Source organism: Kitasatospora sp. NPDC004723 (genome assembly GCF_040609255.1).
Lineage (GTDB): Bacteria > Actinomycetota > Actinomycetes > Streptomycetales > Streptomycetaceae > Kitasatospora.
The window spans coordinates 36,684-56,121 of record NZ_JBEXJT010000040.1; the positions used below are offsets into that span (position 1 = coordinate 36,684).

Sequence of the window (19,438 nt, forward strand, 5' to 3'; positions counted from 1 at the left end):
CCGGCCGTCCCGCCCCGCGCCAACAACCGCACAGGAGGCACGCCTTGGTGTTCCACAGCGAGTTCCCGGACGTCGGCATCGTCGACCTCGCCCTGCACGACGCCGTCCTCGGCGAGGCCGAGCGGCACGGCGACCGGCCCGCCCTCATCGACGGGATCACCGGCGAGACCGTCAGCTACGCACAACTCGCCCACGCCGTCCGGCGGGTGGCCGCCGGACTCGCCGAGGCGGGCGTCCGCCAGGGCGACGTGGTGGCCCTGTTCAGCCCCAACAGCATCCGCTACCCGATGGCGTTCTTCGGAGCCACCCGGGCCGGTGCCACCGTCACCCCGGTCTCCTCGCTCACCACCCACGGCGAACTCGCCGTCCAGCTCGCCGACAGCGGCGCCCGCTGGCTGATCACCGTCTCGCCGTTCCTGCCCACCGCCCGCGCCGCCGCCGAGCGGATCGCCGCCGAGGGCCGCCCGCTCGCCGGGATCGTCGTCCTGGACGGCGCCGAGGGCCACCTCTCCCTCGCCGACCTGCTCGCCGCCACCGGCCCCGAGCCCGAACTCGCCCTCGACCCGGCCGAGTCCATCGCCGTCCTGCCCTACTCCAGCGGCACCACCGGTCTGCCCAAGGGCGTGATGCTCACCCACCGCTCGATCGCCACCAACCTCGCCCAGACCGACGCCGTCTTCCGCCCCAAGCCCGGCGAGCGCGTCCTCGCGGTCCTGCCCTTCTTCCACATCTACGGTCTCGCCGCCCTGCTCCACCAGCCGCTGCGCTGCGGCGCCACCGTCGTCGTCCTGCCCCGCTTCGACCTGGAGCAGTTCTGCCGCACCGTGCAGGACCACCGCGTGCAGTCCGTGCTCGCCGCCCCGCCGATCGTGCTCGCCCTGGCCAAGCACCCGGTCGTCGAGCAGTTCGACCTCTCCTCCGTGGAGTACCTGCTGTGCGCCGCCGCCCCGCTGGACGGCGAACTCGCCGAGGCCTGTGCCCGCCGGCTCGGCCTGTCGCACATCCTCCAGGGCTACGGCATGACCGAGCTCTCCCCGGTCTGCCACGTGATGGACCCGACCGACCCGGACCCCTCCCCGGGCTCGGTCGGCCGGATGGTGCCCTCCACCGAACTGCGGGTCACCGCCCTCGACGGCACCGGCGCCGACCTCGGCACCGGCGAACGCGGCGAGCTGCTGATCCGCGGCCCGCAGGTGATGAAGGGCTACTTCGGCCGCCCCTCCGACACCGCCGCCACCGTCGACGACGACGGCTGGCTGCACACCGGCGACATCGGCTTCGTCGACGAGCGCGGCTACCTCTACATCGTCGACCGGGTCAAGGAGCTGATCAAGTACAAGGGCTACCAGGTCGCCCCCGCCGAACTGGAGGCGCTGCTGCTCAGCCACCCGCAGATCGCCGACGCCGCCGTGATCGGGGTGCGCGACGCCGAGGGCACCGAGAGCCCCAAGGCCTTCGTGGTCCGCGCCCCCGGCAGCGCCCTCACCGAACAGGAGGTCACCGCCTTCGTGGCCGGCCAGGTCGCGCCGTACAAGAAGGTGCGGGCCGTGGAGTTTCTGGACGCCGTCCCGAAGTCCGCGGCCGGCAAGATCCTGCGCCGCGAGCTGCGCGAGCGCGAGGCGGCCGCCGCCCGCTGAACCGGCCGCCCGGCGACTCCCGGTGCGGCCGTCCCACCGGCCGCACCGCCGCTCACCAGCGTCCGCGGGGCCACCGTCTGCGAGGATCGACCGGCCGACACCGCCGCACGGACAGGAACCGCCGCCGCCGATGACCACCCACCCGGGCGCCGCCCGCACCCCCCGGCAGGACCGCAGCCGCGCCACCCGCGCCCGGCTGCTCGCCGCGGCGGTCGACTGCCTCGCCGAGCTCGGCTGGAACGGCTCCACCGTCGCCGTCGTCGCCGAACGCGCCGGCGTCTCCCGGGGCGCGGCCCAGCACCACTTCCCGACCCGCGAGGACCTCTTCACCGCGGCCGTCGAACACGTCACCGCCGAACGGCTGGCCGCCGTCCGGGCCCACGCCGACGCACTGCCCGCCGCCGGGCCGGCCCGCACCGAGGCGGTCGTCGACATGATCGTCCGCCTCTACACCGGCCCGCTGTTCCGCGCCGCCCTCCACCTGTGGGTCGCCGCCGCCACCGAGGAACCGCTGCGCGAGCGGATCGTCGGCCTGGAGGGCCACGTCGGCCGCGAGGCCCACCGCGCCGCCGTCGAGTTCCTCGGCGCCGACGAGACGCACCCCGGCGTGCGCGAAACCGTGCAGGCCACCCTCGACATGGCCCGCGGCCTCGGCCTCGCCAATCTGCTCACCGACGACAGCGCCCGGCGATCCGGAGTGATCCGGCAGTGGGCGGGCCTTCTGGAGAGTACGCTGCGGCCGGTAGGCCCATGACGCCCGTACACCTGGACGACCCGCGCCCCTCACCAAGGGGTCGCCGGGCGGCCGATGTCCGTGCAGTCTGGAGAAGAACCCCGGCCGCACGGACCCACGAGGCCCGTCCGGCCGGGCACGAGCCGAACCGGGGTACAGCCTGATCATGCGGAGAGACGAGTGGGACGCCACCAACGCCACCGGCCCCGGAGCCGGCGCCACGCCCGCACGCCTGGACGGCCATCGCCTCCTTCCGCTCGCCACCGCCCTGCTCCAGGACGACGGCCTCATCCTGCACTGGAGTGAGGACGCCGAGGCCCTGCTCGGCTGGACCGCCGACGAGGCGGTCGGCAGCCACGCCGCCCGGCTGCTCACCGAGGACGACAGCCGCCCCGAGGTCCTCGAACTCTTCGCGCGCATCCTCGGCGGCAAGGGCTGGTCCGGCATCTACCCACTGCGCCACCGCGACGGCCACACCGTCGAGCTGGAGTTCCGCACCTACCCGATCGCCGGCCCCGGCGGCACCCTGCTGGTGCTCGCCACCGCCTCCGACACCGCCGCCCTGCACCGGGTCGAGGCCGACCTCGCCGTCCTCGACGGCATCTTCGGGCAGTCCCCGATCGGCATGGCCGTCTACGACACCGAGCTGCGCTACGTCCGGCTCAACGAGTCCCTGGCCCGGATGAACGGCCTGCCCGTCGCCGACCACCTCGGACGGCGGATCAGCAGCATCCTGCCCGGCATCAACAGCACCGAGATAGAACAGCTCATGAAGCAGGTGCTGGCCACCGGCCGGCCCGTGGTCGACGCCCGCTCGCACGGCCGCGTCCCCGGCGACCCGCGCCGCGACCGCGCCTGGTCCGCCTCCTACTTCCGGCTGGAGGACTCCGCCGGCCGGGTCTTCGGCGTCTGCTCCTCGATCATCGACGTCACCGAGCGCTTCCAGGCCGAGGCCCGCGCCGCCCGCGCCCAGGAACGCCTCGCCACCATCGCCGAGGCCACCGCCCGGATCGGTACCACCCTCGACCTCCAGCGCACCGCCGAGGAGCTCATCGAGGCCGTCGTCCCCCGGTTTGCCGACTTCGCCACCGTCGACCTGCTGGAGACGGTGCTGCGCGGCGCCGAACCCACCCCCATCCCGGAGGACCGCCCCGTCCAGCTGCGCGCCCTCGCCGTCGGCGAGGCCTACGAGAGCGGGCTCGTGCACGCCGTCGACGTCGTCGGCGAGGTCTCCGAGTACGCCCCGGAACGCAGCTACAACCAGTGCCTGCGCAGCGGCCGCCCGCTGCTGCGCGCCCACGTCGACGCCGAGGTGCTGCGCGGACTGGTCGCCAGCCCGGACCGGGTCGCCCCCGGCCTCGCCGCCGGCATCCACTCCTACCTGATGCTGCCGGTCACCGCCCGGGGCATGGTGCTCGGCGGCGCCGAGTTCATCCGCATGCGCAACCCCGAGCCGTTCACCTCCGCCGACGTCGCCCTCGCCGAGGAACTCGTCGCCCGCACCGCCCTCGCCATCGACAACGCCCGCCTCTACCGCCGCGAGCGGGAGACCGCGCTCACCCTCCAGCGCAGCCTGCTGCCCCAGGAGATCCACCGCACCCTCGGCCTGGAGATCGCCTACCGCTACCTGCCCTCCAGCGTCACCAGCGAGGTCGGCGGCGACTGGTTCGACGTCGTCCCGCTCTCCTGCGGCAGGGTCGCGCTGGTCGTCGGCGACGTCATGGGCCACGGCATCCGGGCCGCCGCCACCATGGGCCAGCTGCGCACCGTCGCCCGCACCCTGGCCACCCTCGACATGCCGCCCGAGCAGGTGCTCACCCGGCTGGACGAGACCGCCTCAGGCATCGGCGAGGGCCAGTTCGCGACCTGTATCTGCGCCGTCTACGACCCGCTGGAGCGCACCCTCCAGGTCGCCTCGGCCGGCCACCTGCCGCCCGTCTGGGTCGCCCCGGACGGCACGCCCCGCCGGGTCGAGATGCCGCCCGGCGTGCCGCTCGGCGTCGGCGGGGTGGCCTTCGAGTCGATCGAGTTCGCGCTCCCCGAGGGCGGCATGGTCACCCTCTACACCGACGGCCTGGTCGAACGGCGCGGGCAGGACCTCGACGACGGCATCGACCTGCTCGCCCGCACCCTGTCCGGCTCCGGCCGGACCCTGGAGGAGAACTGCGACGCCGTGCTCGGCGCGCTGGTCAGCGGCGGCAGCGACGACGACATCGCGATGATCATGGCCCGGGTACTGCCGCTGCCCGCCGACCGGGTCGCCACCCTCCCGCTCACCGGCGGCGGCCGGCTGCCGGGCCAGGCCCGCCGCTTCACCCGCGCCACGCTCGACGCCTGGGGCCTGAGCGCGCTCTGCGACTACGCCGAGCTGCTGGTCAGCGAGCTGGTCACGAACGCCCTGCTGCACGCCGACGCCCCGCGCCGGCTGCGGCTCTTCCGTGACCGGGTGCTCACCGTGGAGGTCGCCGACACCGGCGGCCAGACGCCCCAGCTGCGCCCCTTCGCCGAGCAGGACGAGGGCGGCCGGGGCATGTTCCTGGTCAACGAGCTCGCCCAGCGCTGGGGCAGCCGGCTGACCCGGGACGGCAAGGTGGTCTGGGCGGAGCTGGAACTGCCCTTCGGCACCGTCTGAGCAGCCTGTCCGAGCAGCCTGTCCGAGCAGCCCGTCCGAGCCGCTCGTCCGGGCTGCCCGGGACTTCGCCGGACATGACGGTTCCCCGCACCCCCGGTGGGGGTACGGGGAACCGTTCTGGATCAGGCGCTCGCCTTCTCCGGCGTCTGCTCCCGCACCGTCGCCGTCTCCTGCGACGGCTCCGCCGCCGATCCGCCGCTCAGCCCCCGCAGCAGCCGCCAGGCGAGGACCGCCGCGCCCAGCAGCATCACGCCCGCCACGATCCCGGCCGTGTTCAGGCCGTGCACGAAAGACTCCTTGGCGCTCGCCAGCAGCGGCCCGGCCAGGGTGTCCGGCAGCCCGTGCGCGGCCTCCACCGCGCCGCCCAGCGATGCCCCGGCCTGTGCGGCCGCCGCCGGGTCGGTCCCGGCCGGGACGACCAGCCGGTCCACGTACAGCGTGCCGACCAGCGAGCCGACCAGGGCGATGCCGAGCGCGGTGCCCAGCTCGTAGGCGGTCTCGGAGACCGCCGAGGCGGCGCCCGCCTTGTCGGCGGGGGCGGCGCCGAGCACCAGGTCCGCGCCGAGCGTGTAGACCACGCCCTCGGCCGTGCCGACCAGCAGGAAGGAGACGGCCATCACCAGGTAGGTGGTGTCCTGCTGGACCCAGCCGAGTATGCCGATCCCGGCACCCATCACCAGCAGACCGAGGGTGAGCGCCGCCCGGGCCCCGGTGCGGCGCACCAGCCAGGCGGTCAGCAGACCGCCGGCCATCGCGCCGGCGAAGGCGGGCAGCTCGGCCAGCCCCGCCTTCAGCGGCGGGTAGCCGCGGACCAGCTGGAGGTACTGGGAGGTCACGAAGACCACGCCGGAGAGCCCGACCAGCGCGATCAGCGAGGCCAGCACGGCGGCCGTGAAGCGCCGGTTGCGGAAGAGCCGGACGTCGAGCAGCGGGGTCTCCAGCCGCAGCTGGCGGCGGACGAAGACGATCAGCGCCAGCGCGCCCAGCAGGCCCGCGACCGGCACGTCCCAGCGGGCGACACCGTGCGCCGCGGCCTCCTTGATCGCGTAGACCACGCCGATCACCCCGGCCAGCGACAGCAGCACGCTCAGCACGTCCCAGCGGCCCGGCTTCGGGTCCTTGGACTCCGGCAGCAGCCAGGCGCCGAAGACCAGCAGCAGCGCCAGCACCGGGATGTTCAGTAGGAACACCGAGCCCCACCAGAAGTGCTCCAGCAGCACGCCGCCGACCACCGGACCGAGCGCGGCACCGGCGGAGGCGGCGGCGCCCCAGATGCCGATCGCGGTGGCCCGCTCGCGGTCGTCCGGGAAGAGCGTGCGGATCAGCGAGAGGGTGGACGGCATGATGGTCGCCCCGGCCACGCCGAGCAGCACCCGGGCCAGGATCAGCCAGCCGGCGCTGGGCGCGTACGCGGCGAGCAGCGAGGCGGCGCCGAACGCGGTGGCACCGGCCAGCAGCAGCCGCTTGCGGCCGATCCGGTCGCTGAGCGAGCCCATCGAGACCAGCAGGCCGGCCAGGACGAAGGAGTAGGCGTCGCCGATCCAGAGCAGCTGGGTGCCGCTGGGGCGCAGGGTCTCGCTGATCGAGGGGATGGCCAGGGACAGGACGGTCGCGTCGACGGCGACCAGGGTGACGGCCAGGACGAGGACGGCGAGGCCGGTCCAGCGCTGGCGGGGCCGGAGGTGGACGGTGCTGCTCATGGGTATCGGTATCCGGTTTCCGGGCCGAGGTGCGGTGGACGGGGGGTGGGGGATCAGTGCGGTCGCGGGGTGCGCAGGGCGCCGCCGAGGAAGAGCTCGGCCAGCGAGGAGGTGGCGTCGCGCGGGGCCAGCCGGCCGTCCTGGACGGCCCAGCCGATCCCGGCGAGCAGGTCGAAGAACGCCTCGCTGAGCCAGGCCGCGGAGAGCTCGATGCGGAACACCCCCTGCTGCTGTCCGCGCAGGAAGAGCGCGTGCAGCCGGGCCATCTGGGCCTCCCAGAGCTCGTTGACCGCCTCGTCGTCGTAGAGCTGGCTCTCGCCGGTCAGGTAGGCGCAGAGCATGGCGTCCGGGACGACCGCCTCGGTGAGCCGGCGCAGCGCGTCGTGCGCGTCGCCCTCCTCGACGGCGGCGGTGTCGAACGCCGCGGCGAGGCGCTGCAGCGCGAGCATGCCGACCTCGCGGATCAGCGCCTCCCGCCCCGGGAAGAGCCGGTGCAGGGTGGCGCGGCTGATGCCCGCGGCGCGGGCGATCTCGTCGAGGTGGGCGGTCGGGCGGCGGGAGAGCACGCCGACGGCGGCTTCGAGCACGGAGTCACGGTCGGTGGCCATGGAACGAGTGTACGTCACATGAGACGTGGGTGTCTCAGAATTGATTCCGGCGTCTCGTTCGAGGCGTGAGCGTACCGGGGCCGGACGACAGAGAACCGGGGACGGCGGTTGCCGTCCCCGGTTCTCTGTCCTCCGGCCCGTCCCGGCCGGTCAGCTCTGGTTGTAGAAGCCGGTTTCGTCGAGCGGGCGGTCGATCACCATCACCTCGACGTCCGCCGGGGTGAGCAGGAACACCCGGCGGGCGATCCGCTCGATGCCGCCACGGGTGCCGAAGATCAGACCGGAGGCGAAGTCGACCATGCGCTTGGCCTCGGCCTCCTCCATCTCGGTGAGGTCCATGACCACCGGGGTGCTCGCCCGGATGTGCTCGCCGACCGTGCGGGCCGCCTCGAATCCGGTCGGCCGCAGGGAGACGATCTTTGTGGGGGCGGGGGAGGACGGTACCGTCTCCTGCTCGACCCACTCGTCCTCGTACACCGCGGCCGGGTAGCTCCCGGAGGGCATCAGCCACCCGTTGTGGTGCTCGTCGCGAAGTGCTCCCATGCCGCGCCTCCCTGCCTCTGTTCCGATACAGGTCCCCCGGTGCGCGTGCCCTTTTGACACGTCATCCACTCGTCGGAACTGTCCGAGTATCGCACTGATCACCGGTGTCGTGCCCGCTCGCGCCGTCCGTACGAGTCGCGCCGCGCCGACGGTCCGGGCGGACCCGGGCATCAGAAGGACGCGGGAGAAGGACGTACGGTTGCGCGCGTAGAAGATATCGGTCGGGTCCACCGGGCAATTGACCTTCTGTCAACAATGCGGGAACGATTTCACACGGGACCGACAACGGCCCCGTCCGGCCGAGCGCATCGGCGTGTCCCGCGCCCGGCGTGCCGCCCCGGGCGCCCCGCGCTCAGGCCTGGACCGCGCGCCGCCGCCGGACGGCCGCCCGCACCACGGGGACCAGGCCCGCGACGCCGATCAGCCCGATCAGCCCGGCCGAGAGCAGGAAACCGGTCGACCCCGGCTCGCGCGCGGTGGCCGCCGCGGCGACGTAGACCGCCGTGACCGGGACCACCCCGAGCGCGGTCGCGAGGATGAACGCCGGGAAGCGGACCCCGGAGACGGCCGCGCCGTAGGTGGCCGCCTGGAACGGCAGGCCGGGGAGGAGCCGGAGCAGCAGGACGCTGCGGAACCCCTGGTCGGTGAAGCGCCGGTCGATCGCCAGCAGCATCCGCCCGCGCAGGAAGCGCCGGAGCGCGTCCTGCCCCAGCCAGCGGGCCAGGCCGAAGGCGACCGCGGCCCCGAGCGTGGTGCCCAGCACGGCCAGCAACAGTCCCTGCTGCACGCCGAGCAGCAGCCCGGCGGCCGCGTTCAGGGCCGGCCGGGGGAAGAAGGCCACCGTGCCGACCGCGTACACCGCGGTGAACAGCGGAACGCGCCAGTACCAGGGCGTCCCGGTGAACAGACTGCCGTCGAGCAGGGCGGTCGGGCTCCACAGCAGCAGCGAGGCCGTCGCCGCGCCGAGGATCGCCACCAGCAGGGCGAACCGCGGCCACGGCGAACGCTCCGGCGGGTCGGCCGGGGCGGGACCGGGCGGAGGCGGGGAGGTCACGGGTTCGGGCACGGCCCGAGCCTAACCGGGCGCCCGGCCCGTCCGGCACACGGGTGCGGGGCGGACCGGGCGCGGGGAGGGGTCAGCGCCAGCGCTGGTTGTCGTCGGTACTGCGCCACCACCGGCCGACCGGCGCCCGGCGTCCGGGTTGTTCCCGAAGACGTCCAGGTCGTGCACGTACCAGGCCTGGTCGAGCCCGCGGTTGCAGGTCCACTGGACGGCCTGGGTGCCCGGGTGCCCGGGTGCTGCGGTAGGTGCGCACGGTGATCTCCCGGGTGACTGGATGCACTCCACTGCCGGCCGGGGGCGGGTGGTCAGGAGGTCGGGCCCGAGGTGAAGTTCGAGGGGATCCAGATCTGGTTGTAGGCGACGGGCACGTCGATCGGGTTCCACTGGATGACGGGCGCGCCGTCCTCCTTGCTGCCGAAGGCGACGTCGAGCACGAGCGCGCTGTTCACGTTCGCGTAGCGGCGCGTCCCGGAGTGCATCAGGTTCTCGGCCCACTGCTGGTTGGTGCCGCCGTTGCAGCGCCACACCACGGGCTGGGTGCCGGGCTCGGTGCTGTAGCCGGGGACGTCCAGGCACGTTCCGCTGTTCACGTTGACCAGGATGCCGCCGGCGACCCGGAACCACTTCTGGTTGGCGCCGCCGTGGCAGGTCCACTGGCGGACGGGGGCGCCGTCGTCGGTGCGCCAGTCGGCCACCTCCAGGCACTTGCCGGAGTTGAGGTTCGTGATGGCGAACGGTTCGGAGGGCGGGGTGGGGTGGGAGGTGTCGGCCTGCGCGGCGGGGGCGGCGAGGGCGAGTGCCGTGCTGAGGGCGAGCAGGACGGCGGCGGGGCGGATGGACATGGGACTCCTCAGGGGTGATCGGTCCCGGTGCCGGGACGGCGGCGCGTCCCGGCACCGGGGGCGCTGTCAGAAGGAAGGCAGGGTGACATGGGCGGCGCCGGGTGAGACCACGACGGCCGCGGCGGCGGTGGCGAGTGCGCCGAGGGCCGCGCCGAGGCGGCGTCTTCGCGCGGGGGCGTCTTCGGTCACGGATGCCCTCCTGAGGTGCGACGGGTGGTGCGCTCGGACAGGAAGCCGAGGAGTCGGAACCACGACTCCCTTGCGGCGTCGCGGTGTTGGACAGCCGTCAGTTCGAAATAGTTGTGCGGAGCCTGAGGAAAAGTCATGAACTCGTGTTCACACCCGGCTTCGGTGAGCGCGGCGTCGAAGGCGGCGACCGTGCTCGGCGGGATGTGCTCGTCGGCGCCGCCCCAGAAGGCGAGGATCGGTGCGCTCAAGCCGGCGGCGAGCTGGGTCGGCCCCGGGGCGCCGTTGACGGTGTCGGGGTAGCCGTAGAAGCCGACCGCGCCGGCCAGGCCGAAGCGCGGTGCGGCGGCGCGGAAGGCCTGGCGGCCACCGAAGCAGAAGCCGAGCGCGACGACCTTGGCGGCGCCCAGCGCGCGCAGCCGGCCGATGCCCGCGGTGAGATCGGCGTCGAGGCCCTCGGGCGTGAGGGCGAGCAGGTGCGGCAGCAGGTTCGGCAGCTCGCCGAATTCCGGCGCGCGGCCCTTCGGGTCGGCTCCGGCGGTGCGGCCGTAATAGCCGACGACGAGTGCCGGGAATCCCTGTTCGGCGAGCTGGACGGCGGTTCGCCGGTAGAAAGCGGAAAGGCCCTTGTTGTCCGGCAGCACGAGCACGCCCGGCCCGGCCGGGTGCTCCGGGCGGGCCAGGAAGGCGCCGAAAGCGGTGCCGTCGGCCGAGGTCAGGGTGAGGTCGGCGGTCTCGGCCAGGGTGTGGGTCGCGGGGGTGAAGACGGGCGGGGCGGCTTCGGCCTCGTAGCACATCGGAAATCCTTCGCAACAGCGGAACCGCCGGGCGCGCGGTGTGCGCGCCCGGCGGTTCGAGATGCTAGCGAGAATTCTCCGAGGAATTTCTCATCATATCGCAGGGGTATTTTTTCCGAAAGCGTTTTTCGATTCCGGAGTGATCACGCTTTCCGGGTCGGGGCCGTCCGTGGCCCGCCCCTCGGCCCGGCGCAGCGCGCCCGCGCTCAGCAGCAGGGCCACGGAGAGCGCGGTGACCACACCGAAGGAGACGGTCAGCGAGGTGGCCTGGGCGAGCCCGCCCACGATCGCCGGGGCGATCAGGCTCGAGGTGTAGGTGACGGTGGCGACGCCGGCGATGGCCTGGCTGGGGTTGCCGCCGCTGCGGCCGGCCGCGGCGAAGGCCAGCGGGACCACCACGGCGACGCCGATCCCGATCAGGGCGAAACCGGGGACGGCGAGCGCGGGCCGGTCGGCCGCGACCACCAGCAGCCCGCCGGCGGTGGCGATCGCACCGCTCAGCCGGGTGGCCCGGACGGCGCCCAGCCGGCGGATCACCGCGTCGCCGGCCAGCCGGCTGACCGCCATGGTGAGCGAGAACGCGGTGTAGGCGGCCGCCGCCACGGCGGGCGAGGCGCCGGTGACCTCACGCAGGTAGACGCCGCTCCAGTCCATCGAGGCGCCCTCGGCGAACACCGCGCAGAAGCCGACCAGTCCGATCGCCAGCGAACTGCGCGGCGGCAGCGCGAACCGCGGTGGCGCCTCGGCCTGTTCGGGCGCCCGCAGATCCGGCAGCGCGCGGCAGGCGGCTCGGGTGAGGGCGAGCAGGACGACGGCGGTGACGGCGATCTGCACCCGGGGGTCGAAGTCCTGATGGGCGGCCAGGATGCCGACGCCCGCCGCCACCAGACAGCCCGCGCTCCACATGCCGTGCAGCCCGGACATGATGGAGCGGCCGATCCGCTGCTCGATCTCCACGCCCTGCGCGTTCATCGCGACGTCCGACATGCCCGCCGCCGCGCCGTAGGCCAGCAGGAACAGGCAGAGCACCGGCAGGGAGGGGGCCAGTGAGGGCAGCGGGAGACCCAGGCAGCAGAGCGCCAGCAGTCCGCCCACCGCCGCCCGTCCGCCGTAGCGGTGCACGATCCGGCCGGCCAGCGGCATCGCGAGGGACGAGCCGATGGCCGGCATCACCAGGGCCAGGCCGAGTTGGCCGGGGGAGAGGCCGAGGTGGTCCTTGAGCCAAGGGATCCGGCTCGCGAAGGTGCCGCCGACGGCGCCGTGCACGGCGAAGGCGAGGGCGACGGCGATGCGGGCCCGGCGTGCGGCGCCCGGGTCGTCGAATGATGGTCCTGTGGTCGGGCTGGTGGTCATCCGGTTCTTCCCTCCCGGCCGCGCGCGGCGCGGCGGTGCCCTGGGGGTGGTGTGGGGGTGCGGTGGTGCCCGTCGACGTGGCAGCGGCGACGGTTCGATAAATTATCAGGAAGGGACCCTGATAGAAACACTCTGGAAGGATGTCCGGCCATGACCACCGCGCGTACGGCCACGCCGAGCACCGCCCGGGCGATCAACGACCGCTTGGCGCTCAACCTGCTGCTCGAGCAGGGACCCCTCACCGCGACCGAGCTGCGCGACCTCACAGGGCTCTCCCGGCCGACGGTCGCCGACCTGCTCGACCGGCTCCGGCGGACCGGACTGGTCGCCGTCGTCGGCGAACGCGGCGAGCAGCGCCGCGGCCCCAACGCCCGGCTCTACGCCCTGGTCGCCTCCCGCGCCCACCTCGGGGCCGTCGACGTGCGCTCCGGCGGCGTCACCCTGGTGGTCGCCGACCTGGCCGGGCAGACGCTGGCCGCCGCCGAGATCGCCGTCGCCGAGCCGGGGCCCGACGCCGCCGCCCACCGCGCCGCCGCCGACCGGATCGTCGCCGCCCTGCTCGACGCCGCCCGCCGGGCCGGCGTCGAGCACCTGCACACCGTCGCCGTCGGCGCCCCCGGCCTGGTCGACCCGGCCACCGGCCGGCTGCAGTCCACGGGCGTGCTGCCCGCCTGGCACGTCGAGCTCCTCGCCGCCCTGCGCGACCTGCCCGGCACCGATGTGATCCTGGAGAACGAGGTCAACCTCGCCGGCCGCGCCGAGTACCGGATCGGCGCCGCCCGCGGCCGGGACGACTTCGTGCTCGTCTGGCTCGGCCACAGCGTCGGCGCCGCCGTCGTCCTCGACGGCAAGCTGCGCCGCGGCGCCGGCGGCGGCACCGGTGAGATCTGCTTCCTGCCCGTCCCCGGCACCGTCTCCCTGCCCTCCGCGACCAGCTGCGAGGGCGGCTTCCACAGCCTCGCCGGCAGCGCCGCCGTCTGCGCGCTGGCCCGCGCCCACGGGCTGCCCGCCGGGGCGGCCGACGACGCCGCGGCCGCCGAGACCGCCGTCCGCGCGGCCCTCGACGCCCTCGGTGACGGGCTGCCGGGCGGGCCGTTCCTGGACGAGCTCGCCGAGCGGATCGCCCTCGGCGTCTCCGCGGTCTGCGTGGTGCTCGACCCCGGCTGCGTCGTACTCGGCGGCGAGATCGGCCGGGCCGGCGGCGCCGAGCTCGCCGCCCGGGTGGAGCGGCGGCTCGCCGGGCTCTCCCCACTGCGCACCGAGGTCCGCCCCGGCGAGGCGGGCGGCGGCGCGGTGCTCGGCGGCGCCGTGCTCACCGCCGGCGACGCCGCCCGACGGGACCTCTTCGGCGAACCCTAGGCGCCGTCCTCGAACTCCCGTCCTCGATCTCCCGTCGCCGAACTCCCGTCGTCCGCCCGGGGGCGTGCGGGCCCGGACGCGGCTCGGCGGGCGGGAGTCCGAGGGCAGCCCCTACGGGGGTGTGCGCCGGCGGTCGGCCGGTACGGCAGGATGGGCCGCGGGCCGCGACCGGGCGGGGGTGGACCAGGGGCTCCCGCTTGCCGGCCGACCGTCCGCACCACCGTCAGGAGTCGCAACCATGGGCCAGCCCGGGGCACCGGCCAACCCGTACCGCATCGGCGAGGCCGCCGCGCTGCTCGGCGTGAGCGCCGACACCATGCGGCGCTGGGTGGACGCCGGCCGGATCACCGCCGAGCGCGACGAGCACGGCCACCGGATCATCGCCGGCGCCGAGCTGGCCGCCTTCGCGCGGGAACTGGCCCGCCCCGAGACGGCCGCCGCGGAGGGCCGGCCCTCCTCGGCCCGCAACCGCTTCCCGGGCATCGTCACCGACGTGGTGCTCGGCGATGTCGCCGCCCAGGTGGAGATCCAGGCCGGACCGTTCCGGGTGGTGTCGCTGATCAGCCGGGAGTCGGCGGAGGAGCTGGAGCTGGTGCCGGGAGCGGCGGCCACGGCAGTCATCAAGTCCACCAATGTGATGATCGAACGCCGCTGAGCGCCCCGAGGAAGGGACCACCGATGCCCCACGAAGCGCTGCCGTCCACCCAGAGCGCGGTCTTCGCCATCGAGGCGATGGCCGCCCGGCACGGCCGCTCGGTGCGGACCAGCCATGACATCGGCCGCGACCAGACCTTCGCCGGCCTGGTCGGCGCCGACGAACCGGCCGGGATCCCGCACGAGGCGCTGGTCGAGATCACCGGACCGCCCGAGGTGACCGTTCGCCTCTTCGTCCACGACGAGGCCGTGGTCACCGTCGACACCATCGCCTTCGACGTGCCGCGGGACAGCGTCCCGGCCTTCCTGAACTCGGTCTGGACCGGCCTGGTCCACCTCAGGCAACGGGTCTTCCCGCCCTCCTGCACCATGATCGTCACCGTGCCGGGCGAGCGGAGCTACCGTGAGGCCGTCACCCTGTACACCCTGACCCCGTGGCTGGCGCGCAAGCTCCGCTGACCCCGGCCGCCCGGCCGCCCGGCCCACGCACCGAGGCGCCGCCCGCCGGGACCGCCGCCCGTCAGGACCGCCGCCCGCCGAGACCGCTGCTCGACCGCTGACCGGACCGAAGAACGGATCGATGAACGGACCGATGACCGCCTCCGCCGCCCGCCGCCGCCCCGTCCTCGCCGTCGCCCACCGCGGCGACCCGTACCGCCACCGCGAGAACACCCTGCCCTCCGTGGAGTCCGCGTTCGCCGCCGGAGCCGACGCCGTCGAAGTCGACGTCCAACTGACCCGCGACCGGGTCCCGGTCCTGCTGCACGACGCCACCCTCGAACGCCTCTGGGGCGACCCGCGCCCGCTCGCCCGGCTCACCGCCGAACAGCTCGACGCCTTCGACGACGGCCGGTACCGCGTGCCCACCCTCGCCGAGGCGCTCAAGGCCACCGCCGCCGCCGCGCCCGGCGCCAAGCTGCTCATCGACCTCGACGACGCGGGCCCGGCCGCCGCCACCTGGGAGGTCGTCGCCGATCTCGGCGCCGAGCAGCGGGTCGGCTTCTGCGGTCCCACCACCGCGATGCTGGCCGTCCGGGCGCTGGCGCCCGACGCCGAGATCGCGCTCACCTGGAAGCAGCCCCGGCTGCCCGTGCGCGCCCTGCTCGACGACCTGCGCCCGCGGTACATCAACCCGCCGTTCGGCCTGGCCACCCCCGCCTTCACCGCCGCCGCCCACCAGGCCGGCCTGGCCGTCTCCACCTGGACCGCCGACCTGCGCCGCACCATGCGCAAGCTGAACGAGGCCGGCGTCGACTCGATCACCAGCAACCGGATCGCCCTGCTGCGCTCCGTCCTGGACGGCCGCCGGTGACCGGGGGCCCGCGGGGGGACGACGGCGGGGTGCTGGGCCGACGGGCGCTCGGCCGCGCGCTGCTGGCCCGTCAGCACCTGCTGGAGCGCAGCGCCGCCACCCCGGCGGACATGATCGAACACCTCGGCGGCCTCCAGGCCCAGGCCGCCCCGCAGCCGCCCTACCTCGGTCTGCTCGCCCGGCTCGACGGCTTCACCCCCGAGGCGCTGACCGGGCTGATCGAGACCCGGCGGGCCGTGCGGATCGCCCTCCAGCGCGGCACCATCCACCTGGTCACCGCCGAGGACTGCCTGACCCTGCGGCCCCTGCTGCAGCCGTTGCTGGAGCAGCAGTTGCGCACCACCTACGGCAAGCGGCTGGCCGGCCTCGACCTCGACGCGCTGGCCGTCGAGGCGCGCGCCCTCGTCGAGGCGGAGCCGCGCACCTTCCTGCGGCTGGGCACCGAACTGGCCGCCACCCGCCCCGACCGCGATCCGGCCGCGCTCGCCCAGGCCGCGCGCTGCCTGCTGCCGCTGGTGCAGGTCCCGCCGCGCGGTCTGTGGGGTCGCGGCGGTCCCGCCGCGCACACCACCGCCGAGGCCTGGCTCGGCCGGCCGCTCGACCCGGTGCCCGCGCCGGACGCCCTCGCGCTGCGCTACCTCGCCGCCTTCGGCCCGGCCACCGTCGCGGACCTGCAGAAGTGGTGCGGCCTCAGCCGGCTCGCGCCGGTGCTGAAGCGGCTCGCCCCGGGCCTGGTCACCTTCCGCGACGAGCAGGGCCGGCTGCTGTACGACCTGCCCGAGGCGCCCCGGCCCGGCCCGGACGCCCCGGCCCCGGTCCGGCTGGTCGCCCCGTTCGACAACCTGCTGCTCTCGCACGCCGACCGCACCCGGGTGCTGCCCGAGGCGTACCGGCCGCGGGTGATGACCCAGAACGGCATCGTGCTCGGCACCCTGTTGGTGGACGGCCTGGTCGCCGGGAGCTGGCAGCTGTCGGAGGAGGGCACCGGGGCCCGGTCGGTGACGGTCCGCCCGTTCACGCCGCTCGGCCGGGCCGACCGGGACGCGGCACTGGCCGAGGCCGAACGGGTGCTCGCCTTCGCGGGCGGCGACGGTCCGGTCCGCTTCGAGGAGGCCGGATAGCGCGTTCGACGGCCGGACGGAGGTGCGGGCGCGGTGACTCATTGGAGTGGGCCGGCGGCGGTGCTCCGTGTCCGTACCGGCTCGACTGGCTTGAATCGACCCACCCCTACCGAAGTGGAGTCGGCCGTGGCCCCTGTGCACAATGGCGTCTACGCGATCGCCAAGCCCACCGAGCAGTTGCTCACCCTCCAGGCCTCCAAGGAGTTCGTGGTCGTCCTGAACCCGACCGGTGAGCCCGGGGAGCAGGAGTGGGAGGTGACCGCCCGCGACAACGGAAACGTCGTCATCAGGAACCTCCGGCACGGCGACCACGTCGGCCTGGACGGCCCGCCGGAGGTGAACCAGCAGGTCCGGGGTACCGAGGAGGCGTTCGAATGGGCGCTCTACCAGGCCGCCGAGCGGTCCTCCTTCCATGTCGTCGTCCCCGGGGGGCCGGTCGACGGCCAGGAGCTGGCGCTGGACCTGAGCGTGCTGGACATCTTCCCGCCGCGCACCGCGCTGCGGCCGCTGGAGGTCCAGGACCAGCGGCAGGCCTGGCTGTTCGAGCGCCGCGACTGAGCGCCGGCCCGCCCGCCCCGGACGTGCCGTGACCGCCGGGGCGGGCGCCGTCCCCAAGGGATAAAACAGGCGCATGATCGGATCATCTGCTGAGATGGGGCAGACCTGGACCGATCGACCGGACGGAGGAACGGATGCCGGGGCAGACTCCGTCCGAACGGCCACCCGCCGACCACCGACGCCCCTATCTGATGCTGCCGGCCCCGGTCCGGGCGGCTGCCGCCTGGTCCGCGGCGCTGGTGCTGCTGATCACCGTCGCCTCGCTCGTCGTCTTCGCCCTCGTCGAACTGCGGGCCGCCACCGTGCCGGTGATCCTGGCGCTGCTCGGCACCTCGCTGCTCCAGCCCGTGATGCCGTGGATGGTCCGACGCGGCGTCAGCCGCTCCCTCGCCGCCGGACTCACCTGCGCCGTGCTGGTGGCCGCCGTCGGCACGGTCATCGCCCTGCTGGTGAACTCCCTGGTGCACAGCGCCCCGCAGATCGCCACCGCCCTCCAGGAGGCCGGCGACCGGCTCGCCGAGTGGCTCGGCCCCTTCGGCGAGAAGATCCGGCACGTGCTGGACAACGCCAAGGGCGAGACCAGCACCCTCGTCACGACCCTGACCGACAGCGTGCTCACCGGCCTCGGCCTCGCCACCCAGGTGGCCACCGGTGGTGTGCTCGCGCTCGCCCTGGTCTTCTTCTTCCTCCGCGACGGCCACCGCACCGGCGAGACCATCCGCTCCTACCTGCCCGAGCGCACCGCCGAGACGGTGGTGGCCTGCGGTGAGCGGGCCTTCGAGGCGATGGCCGGCTTCATGCGCGGCACCACCCTGATCGCCCTCATCGACGCCTTCTTCATCACCGTCGGACTGCTCGTCCTCGGAGTCCCCGGCGCACCCGGCCTCGGCGCGCTGGTCTTCATGGGCGCCTACATCCCGTTTGTCGGCGCCTTCCTCTCCGGCACGGTCGCGGTGCTGGTCGCCCTCGCCGACGGCGGCGTGGGAACGGCGCTCTGGGCGCTCGGTGTGGTGGTCGCCGTCCAGGTCGTCGAGGGCAACGTCCTCCAGCCGCTGATCCAGAGCCGGACAGTGGAGCTGCACCCGGCCACCATCATGGTCGCCGTGGTGGCCGGCTCCGGGATCGCCGGCATCATCGGAGCCTTGCTGGCCGTCCCGGTCTGCGCCGCCGGGCTCGGGGTTGTCTCCGTCCTGCGCGGCGCCCCCGGCCGCGGGCGGCGCGGGGACCGGGACGGCGACGGGACCGAACCCGTCGCGGACCCGGCTGAGGGGTATCAGGAGTAGGCGGGCGGACGGCCGCGGCCTGCGCCTGCCGGTCGGACCGGAGGCCCGTCGCCGCGAAATTCCGGTTGCCGGTGCCGGACGGGTGGGGCAGAGTGCCCTGGCCGGGGCGGAGGATCGCCGGAGGGCCGAGGAGAGGCGCTGGTCGGAGGATGACGGTGGGGAGGACGACGGTGGGGAGGACGACGGTGGAACGGTTCGTGGTGTCGGACGGGGCGGCCGGACCGTACGGGCTCACCGTCGGGCCGGACGGAGCCCTGTGGTTCACCCTGGTGCACGCCGGGGAGGTCGGGCGGCTGGCGGCCGACGGGAGCGTCACCCGGTACGGGCTCGACGCGCCCGGGTGCGCGCCCTCGGTGATCACGGCGGGTCCCGACGGGGCACTCTGGTTCACCCGGACGGGCGACCACCGGATCGGCCGGATCACCGTCGACGGCGAGGCCCGCTGCTACGAGCTGCCCACCGCGGGCGGTCCGTACGGGATCGCGGCCGGGCCCGACGGGGCGCTCTGGTTCACCGAGCTCAACGCCGACCGGATCGGGCGGATCACCGTGGACGGCGAGGTGACGGAGCATCCGCTGCCGGTCTCCGGCGGCTACCCGTCGATGATCACGGCCGGACCGGACGGGGCCCTCTGGTTCACCCTCAACCAGGGCGGGGCGGTCGGCCGGATCACCGCGGACGGGGAGGTCGCCCTGCATCCGCTGCCCACCAAGGGCGCGGCCCCGGTCGGCATCGCCCGGGCCGGCGACGCGCTCTGGTTCGTCGAGATCGGGGCCGGCCAGATCGGCCGGATCACCGTCGCGGGCGAGGTGACGGAGCATCCGCTGCCCGACCGCGCTGCCCGCCCGCACGCCATCGCCGCGGCCCCGGACGGCCGGCTCTGGTTCACCGAGTGGGGAGCCGGCCGGATCGGCTCCCTCACCCCCGACGGCCGCTACGCCGGCCACCCGCTGCCGGTCGAGGGCGCCGAGCCGCACGGCATCACCGTCACCCCGGACGGCGCCGTCCACGCGGCGCTGGAGATCGGGGAGATCGTCCGGCTGGCACCGTAGGGCGT

Annotated in this window: 19 protein-coding genes; 11 read left to right on the forward strand and 8 right to left on the reverse strand. The window is 74.5% G+C overall.

Translation table 11 applies throughout. The features are described from left to right. The first annotated feature begins 44 nt into the window (after positions 1–44). The 3 genes from ABZW10_RS29430 to ABZW10_RS29440 all read left to right on the forward strand — a co-directional run bounded on the left by ABZW10_RS29430 (position 45) and on the right by ABZW10_RS29440 (position 5,002). Positions 45–1,637: a 4-coumarate--CoA ligase family protein gene (locus tag ABZW10_RS29430; RefSeq protein WP_355371687.1), complete on the forward strand. Its 1,593-nt coding sequence runs from the start codon at positions 45–47 to the stop codon at positions 1,635–1,637. A 130-nt stretch (positions 1,638–1,767) separates the two neighbouring features. After that, positions 1,768–2,391 (forward strand): TetR/AcrR family transcriptional regulator, encoded by a 624-nt coding sequence (locus ABZW10_RS29435; protein ID WP_355371690.1) that lies wholly within the window; start codon positions 1,768–1,770, stop codon positions 2,389–2,391. Between the two features lie 145 nt (positions 2,392–2,536). Then, positions 2,537–5,002, forward strand: coding sequence for a SpoIIE family protein phosphatase (locus ABZW10_RS29440; RefSeq protein ID WP_355371693.1), 2,466 nt, complete (start codon positions 2,537–2,539; stop codon positions 5,000–5,002). A gap of 122 nt (positions 5,003–5,124) precedes the next feature. Here the strand turns inward: ABZW10_RS29440 and ABZW10_RS29445 are convergent, their stop codons facing one another. The 8 genes from ABZW10_RS29445 to ABZW10_RS29480 form a co-directional block, all read right to left on the reverse strand. Continuing rightward, positions 5,125–6,702 carry an MFS transporter gene (locus ABZW10_RS29445; RefSeq protein ID WP_355371696.1) on the reverse strand — a complete coding sequence of 526 codons (1,578 nt, stop codon included), beginning with the start codon at positions 6,700–6,702 and terminating at the stop codon, positions 5,125–5,127. A 53-nt stretch (positions 6,703–6,755) separates the two neighbouring features. Then, the gene (locus ABZW10_RS29450; protein WP_355371699.1) at positions 6,756–7,310 is read right to left on the reverse strand and encodes a helix-turn-helix domain-containing protein; all 555 of its coding nucleotides are present in this window, start codon (positions 7,308–7,310) and stop codon (positions 6,756–6,758) included. A gap of 150 nt (positions 7,311–7,460) precedes the next feature. Next, entirely contained in the window at positions 7,461–7,853 is a 393-nt protein-coding gene (locus tag ABZW10_RS29455) for a cell division protein SepF (RefSeq protein ID WP_355371702.1), read from the reverse strand. A 352-nt stretch (positions 7,854–8,205) separates the two neighbouring features. Further along, a complete protein-coding gene (locus ABZW10_RS29460) occupies positions 8,206–8,919 on the reverse strand; it encodes a VTT domain-containing protein (RefSeq protein WP_355371705.1) in 714 nt (237 codons plus the stop codon). A gap of 302 nt (positions 8,920–9,221) precedes the next feature. Continuing rightward, positions 9,222–9,758 carry an RICIN domain-containing protein gene (locus ABZW10_RS29465; protein ID WP_355371708.1) on the reverse strand — a complete coding sequence of 179 codons (537 nt, stop codon included), beginning with the start codon at positions 9,756–9,758 and terminating at the stop codon, positions 9,222–9,224. 66 nt (positions 9,759–9,824) lie between these two features. Further along, a complete protein-coding gene (locus tag ABZW10_RS29470) occupies positions 9,825–9,947 on the reverse strand; it encodes a hypothetical protein (RefSeq protein ID WP_355371711.1) in 123 nt (40 codons plus the stop codon). Then, the gene (locus tag ABZW10_RS29475) at positions 9,944–10,741 is read right to left on the reverse strand and encodes a dienelactone hydrolase family protein (protein WP_355371713.1); all 798 of its coding nucleotides are present in this window, start codon (positions 10,739–10,741) and stop codon (positions 9,944–9,946) included. Before ABZW10_RS29475 ends, ABZW10_RS29470 begins: the two co-directional genes overlap by 4 nt. Positions 10,742–10,834: 93 nt before the next feature. Continuing rightward, positions 10,835–12,094, reverse strand: coding sequence for an MFS transporter (locus tag ABZW10_RS29480; protein ID WP_355371715.1), 1,260 nt, complete (start codon positions 12,092–12,094; stop codon positions 10,835–10,837). A gap of 150 nt (positions 12,095–12,244) precedes the next feature. Here ABZW10_RS29480 and ABZW10_RS29485 point away from each other — a divergent pair, with 150 nt between their 5' ends. The 8 genes from ABZW10_RS29485 to ABZW10_RS29520 all read left to right on the forward strand — a co-directional run bounded on the left by ABZW10_RS29485 (position 12,245) and on the right by ABZW10_RS29520 (position 19,433). Beyond that, positions 12,245–13,453, forward strand: a complete 1,209-nt coding sequence (locus ABZW10_RS29485; RefSeq protein ID WP_355371717.1) for an ROK family transcriptional regulator — start codon at positions 12,245–12,247, stop codon at positions 13,451–13,453. A 238-nt stretch (positions 13,454–13,691) separates the two neighbouring features. Beyond that, positions 13,692–14,108, forward strand: coding sequence for a TOBE domain-containing protein (locus tag ABZW10_RS29490; protein ID WP_355371720.1), 417 nt, complete (start codon positions 13,692–13,694; stop codon positions 14,106–14,108). A gap of 23 nt (positions 14,109–14,131) precedes the next feature. After that, positions 14,132–14,566 carry a hypothetical protein gene (locus ABZW10_RS29495; RefSeq protein ID WP_355371722.1) on the forward strand — a complete coding sequence of 145 codons (435 nt, stop codon included), beginning with the start codon at positions 14,132–14,134 and terminating at the stop codon, positions 14,564–14,566. Between the two features lie 121 nt (positions 14,567–14,687). Further along, complete coding sequence (locus tag ABZW10_RS29500) at positions 14,688–15,419, forward strand: glycerophosphodiester phosphodiesterase (protein WP_355371724.1); 732 nt, start codon at positions 14,688–14,690, stop codon at positions 15,417–15,419. Next, entirely contained in the window at positions 15,416–16,540 is a 1,125-nt protein-coding gene (locus ABZW10_RS29505; protein ID WP_355371727.1) for a winged helix DNA-binding domain-containing protein, read from the forward strand. Before ABZW10_RS29500 ends, ABZW10_RS29505 begins: the two co-directional genes overlap by 4 nt. Positions 16,541–16,666: 126 nt before the next feature. Then, complete coding sequence (locus ABZW10_RS29510) at positions 16,667–17,098, forward strand: hypothetical protein (RefSeq protein ID WP_355371729.1); 432 nt, start codon at positions 16,667–16,669, stop codon at positions 17,096–17,098. Positions 17,099–17,232: 134 nt separating this feature from the next. Further along, positions 17,233–18,381 carry an AI-2E family transporter gene (locus ABZW10_RS29515; protein WP_355371732.1) on the forward strand — a complete coding sequence of 383 codons (1,149 nt, stop codon included), beginning with the start codon at positions 17,233–17,235 and terminating at the stop codon, positions 18,379–18,381. A gap of 149 nt (positions 18,382–18,530) precedes the next feature. Beyond that, positions 18,531–19,433: a virginiamycin B lyase gene (locus ABZW10_RS29520; RefSeq protein ID WP_355371735.1), complete on the forward strand. Its 903-nt coding sequence runs from the start codon at positions 18,531–18,533 to the stop codon at positions 19,431–19,433. Positions 19,434–19,438 lie beyond the last annotated feature (5 nt).

Coding starts and splice junctions, on each gene's coding strand:
- ABZW10_RS29435 (WP_355371690.1), top strand. CDS start 1,768: ATGACCACCCACCCGGGCGCCGCCCGCACCCCCCGGCAGGACCGCAGC.
- ABZW10_RS29440 (WP_355371693.1), top strand. CDS start 2,537: ATGCGGAGAGACGAGTGGGACGCCACCAACGCCACCGGCCCCGGAGCC.
- ABZW10_RS29445 (WP_355371696.1), bottom strand. CDS start 6,702: ATGAGCAGCACCGTCCACCTCCGGCCCCGCCAGCGCTGGACCGGCCTC.
- ABZW10_RS29450 (WP_355371699.1), bottom strand. CDS start 7,310: ATGGCCACCGACCGTGACTCCGTGCTCGAAGCCGCCGTCGGCGTGCTC.
- ABZW10_RS29455 (WP_355371702.1), bottom strand. CDS start 7,853: ATGGGAGCACTTCGCGACGAGCACCACAACGGGTGGCTGATGCCCTCC.
- ABZW10_RS29465 (WP_355371708.1), bottom strand. CDS start 9,758: ATGTCCATCCGCCCCGCCGCCGTCCTGCTCGCCCTCAGCACGGCACTC.
- ABZW10_RS29475 (WP_355371713.1), bottom strand. CDS start 10,741: ATGTGCTACGAGGCCGAAGCCGCCCCGCCCGTCTTCACCCCCGCGACC.
- ABZW10_RS29480 (WP_355371715.1), bottom strand. CDS start 12,094: ATGACCACCAGCCCGACCACAGGACCATCATTCGACGACCCGGGCGCC.
- ABZW10_RS29485 (WP_355371717.1), top strand. CDS start 12,245: ATGACCACCGCGCGTACGGCCACGCCGAGCACCGCCCGGGCGATCAAC.
- ABZW10_RS29490 (WP_355371720.1), top strand. CDS start 13,692: ATGGGCCAGCCCGGGGCACCGGCCAACCCGTACCGCATCGGCGAGGCC.
- ABZW10_RS29495 (WP_355371722.1), top strand. CDS start 14,132: ATGCCCCACGAAGCGCTGCCGTCCACCCAGAGCGCGGTCTTCGCCATC.
- ABZW10_RS29500 (WP_355371724.1), top strand. CDS start 14,688: ATGAACGGACCGATGACCGCCTCCGCCGCCCGCCGCCGCCCCGTCCTC.
- ABZW10_RS29515 (WP_355371732.1), top strand. CDS start 17,233: ATGCCGGGGCAGACTCCGTCCGAACGGCCACCCGCCGACCACCGACGC.
- ABZW10_RS29520 (WP_355371735.1), top strand. CDS start 18,531: ATGACGGTGGGGAGGACGACGGTGGGGAGGACGACGGTGGAACGGTTC.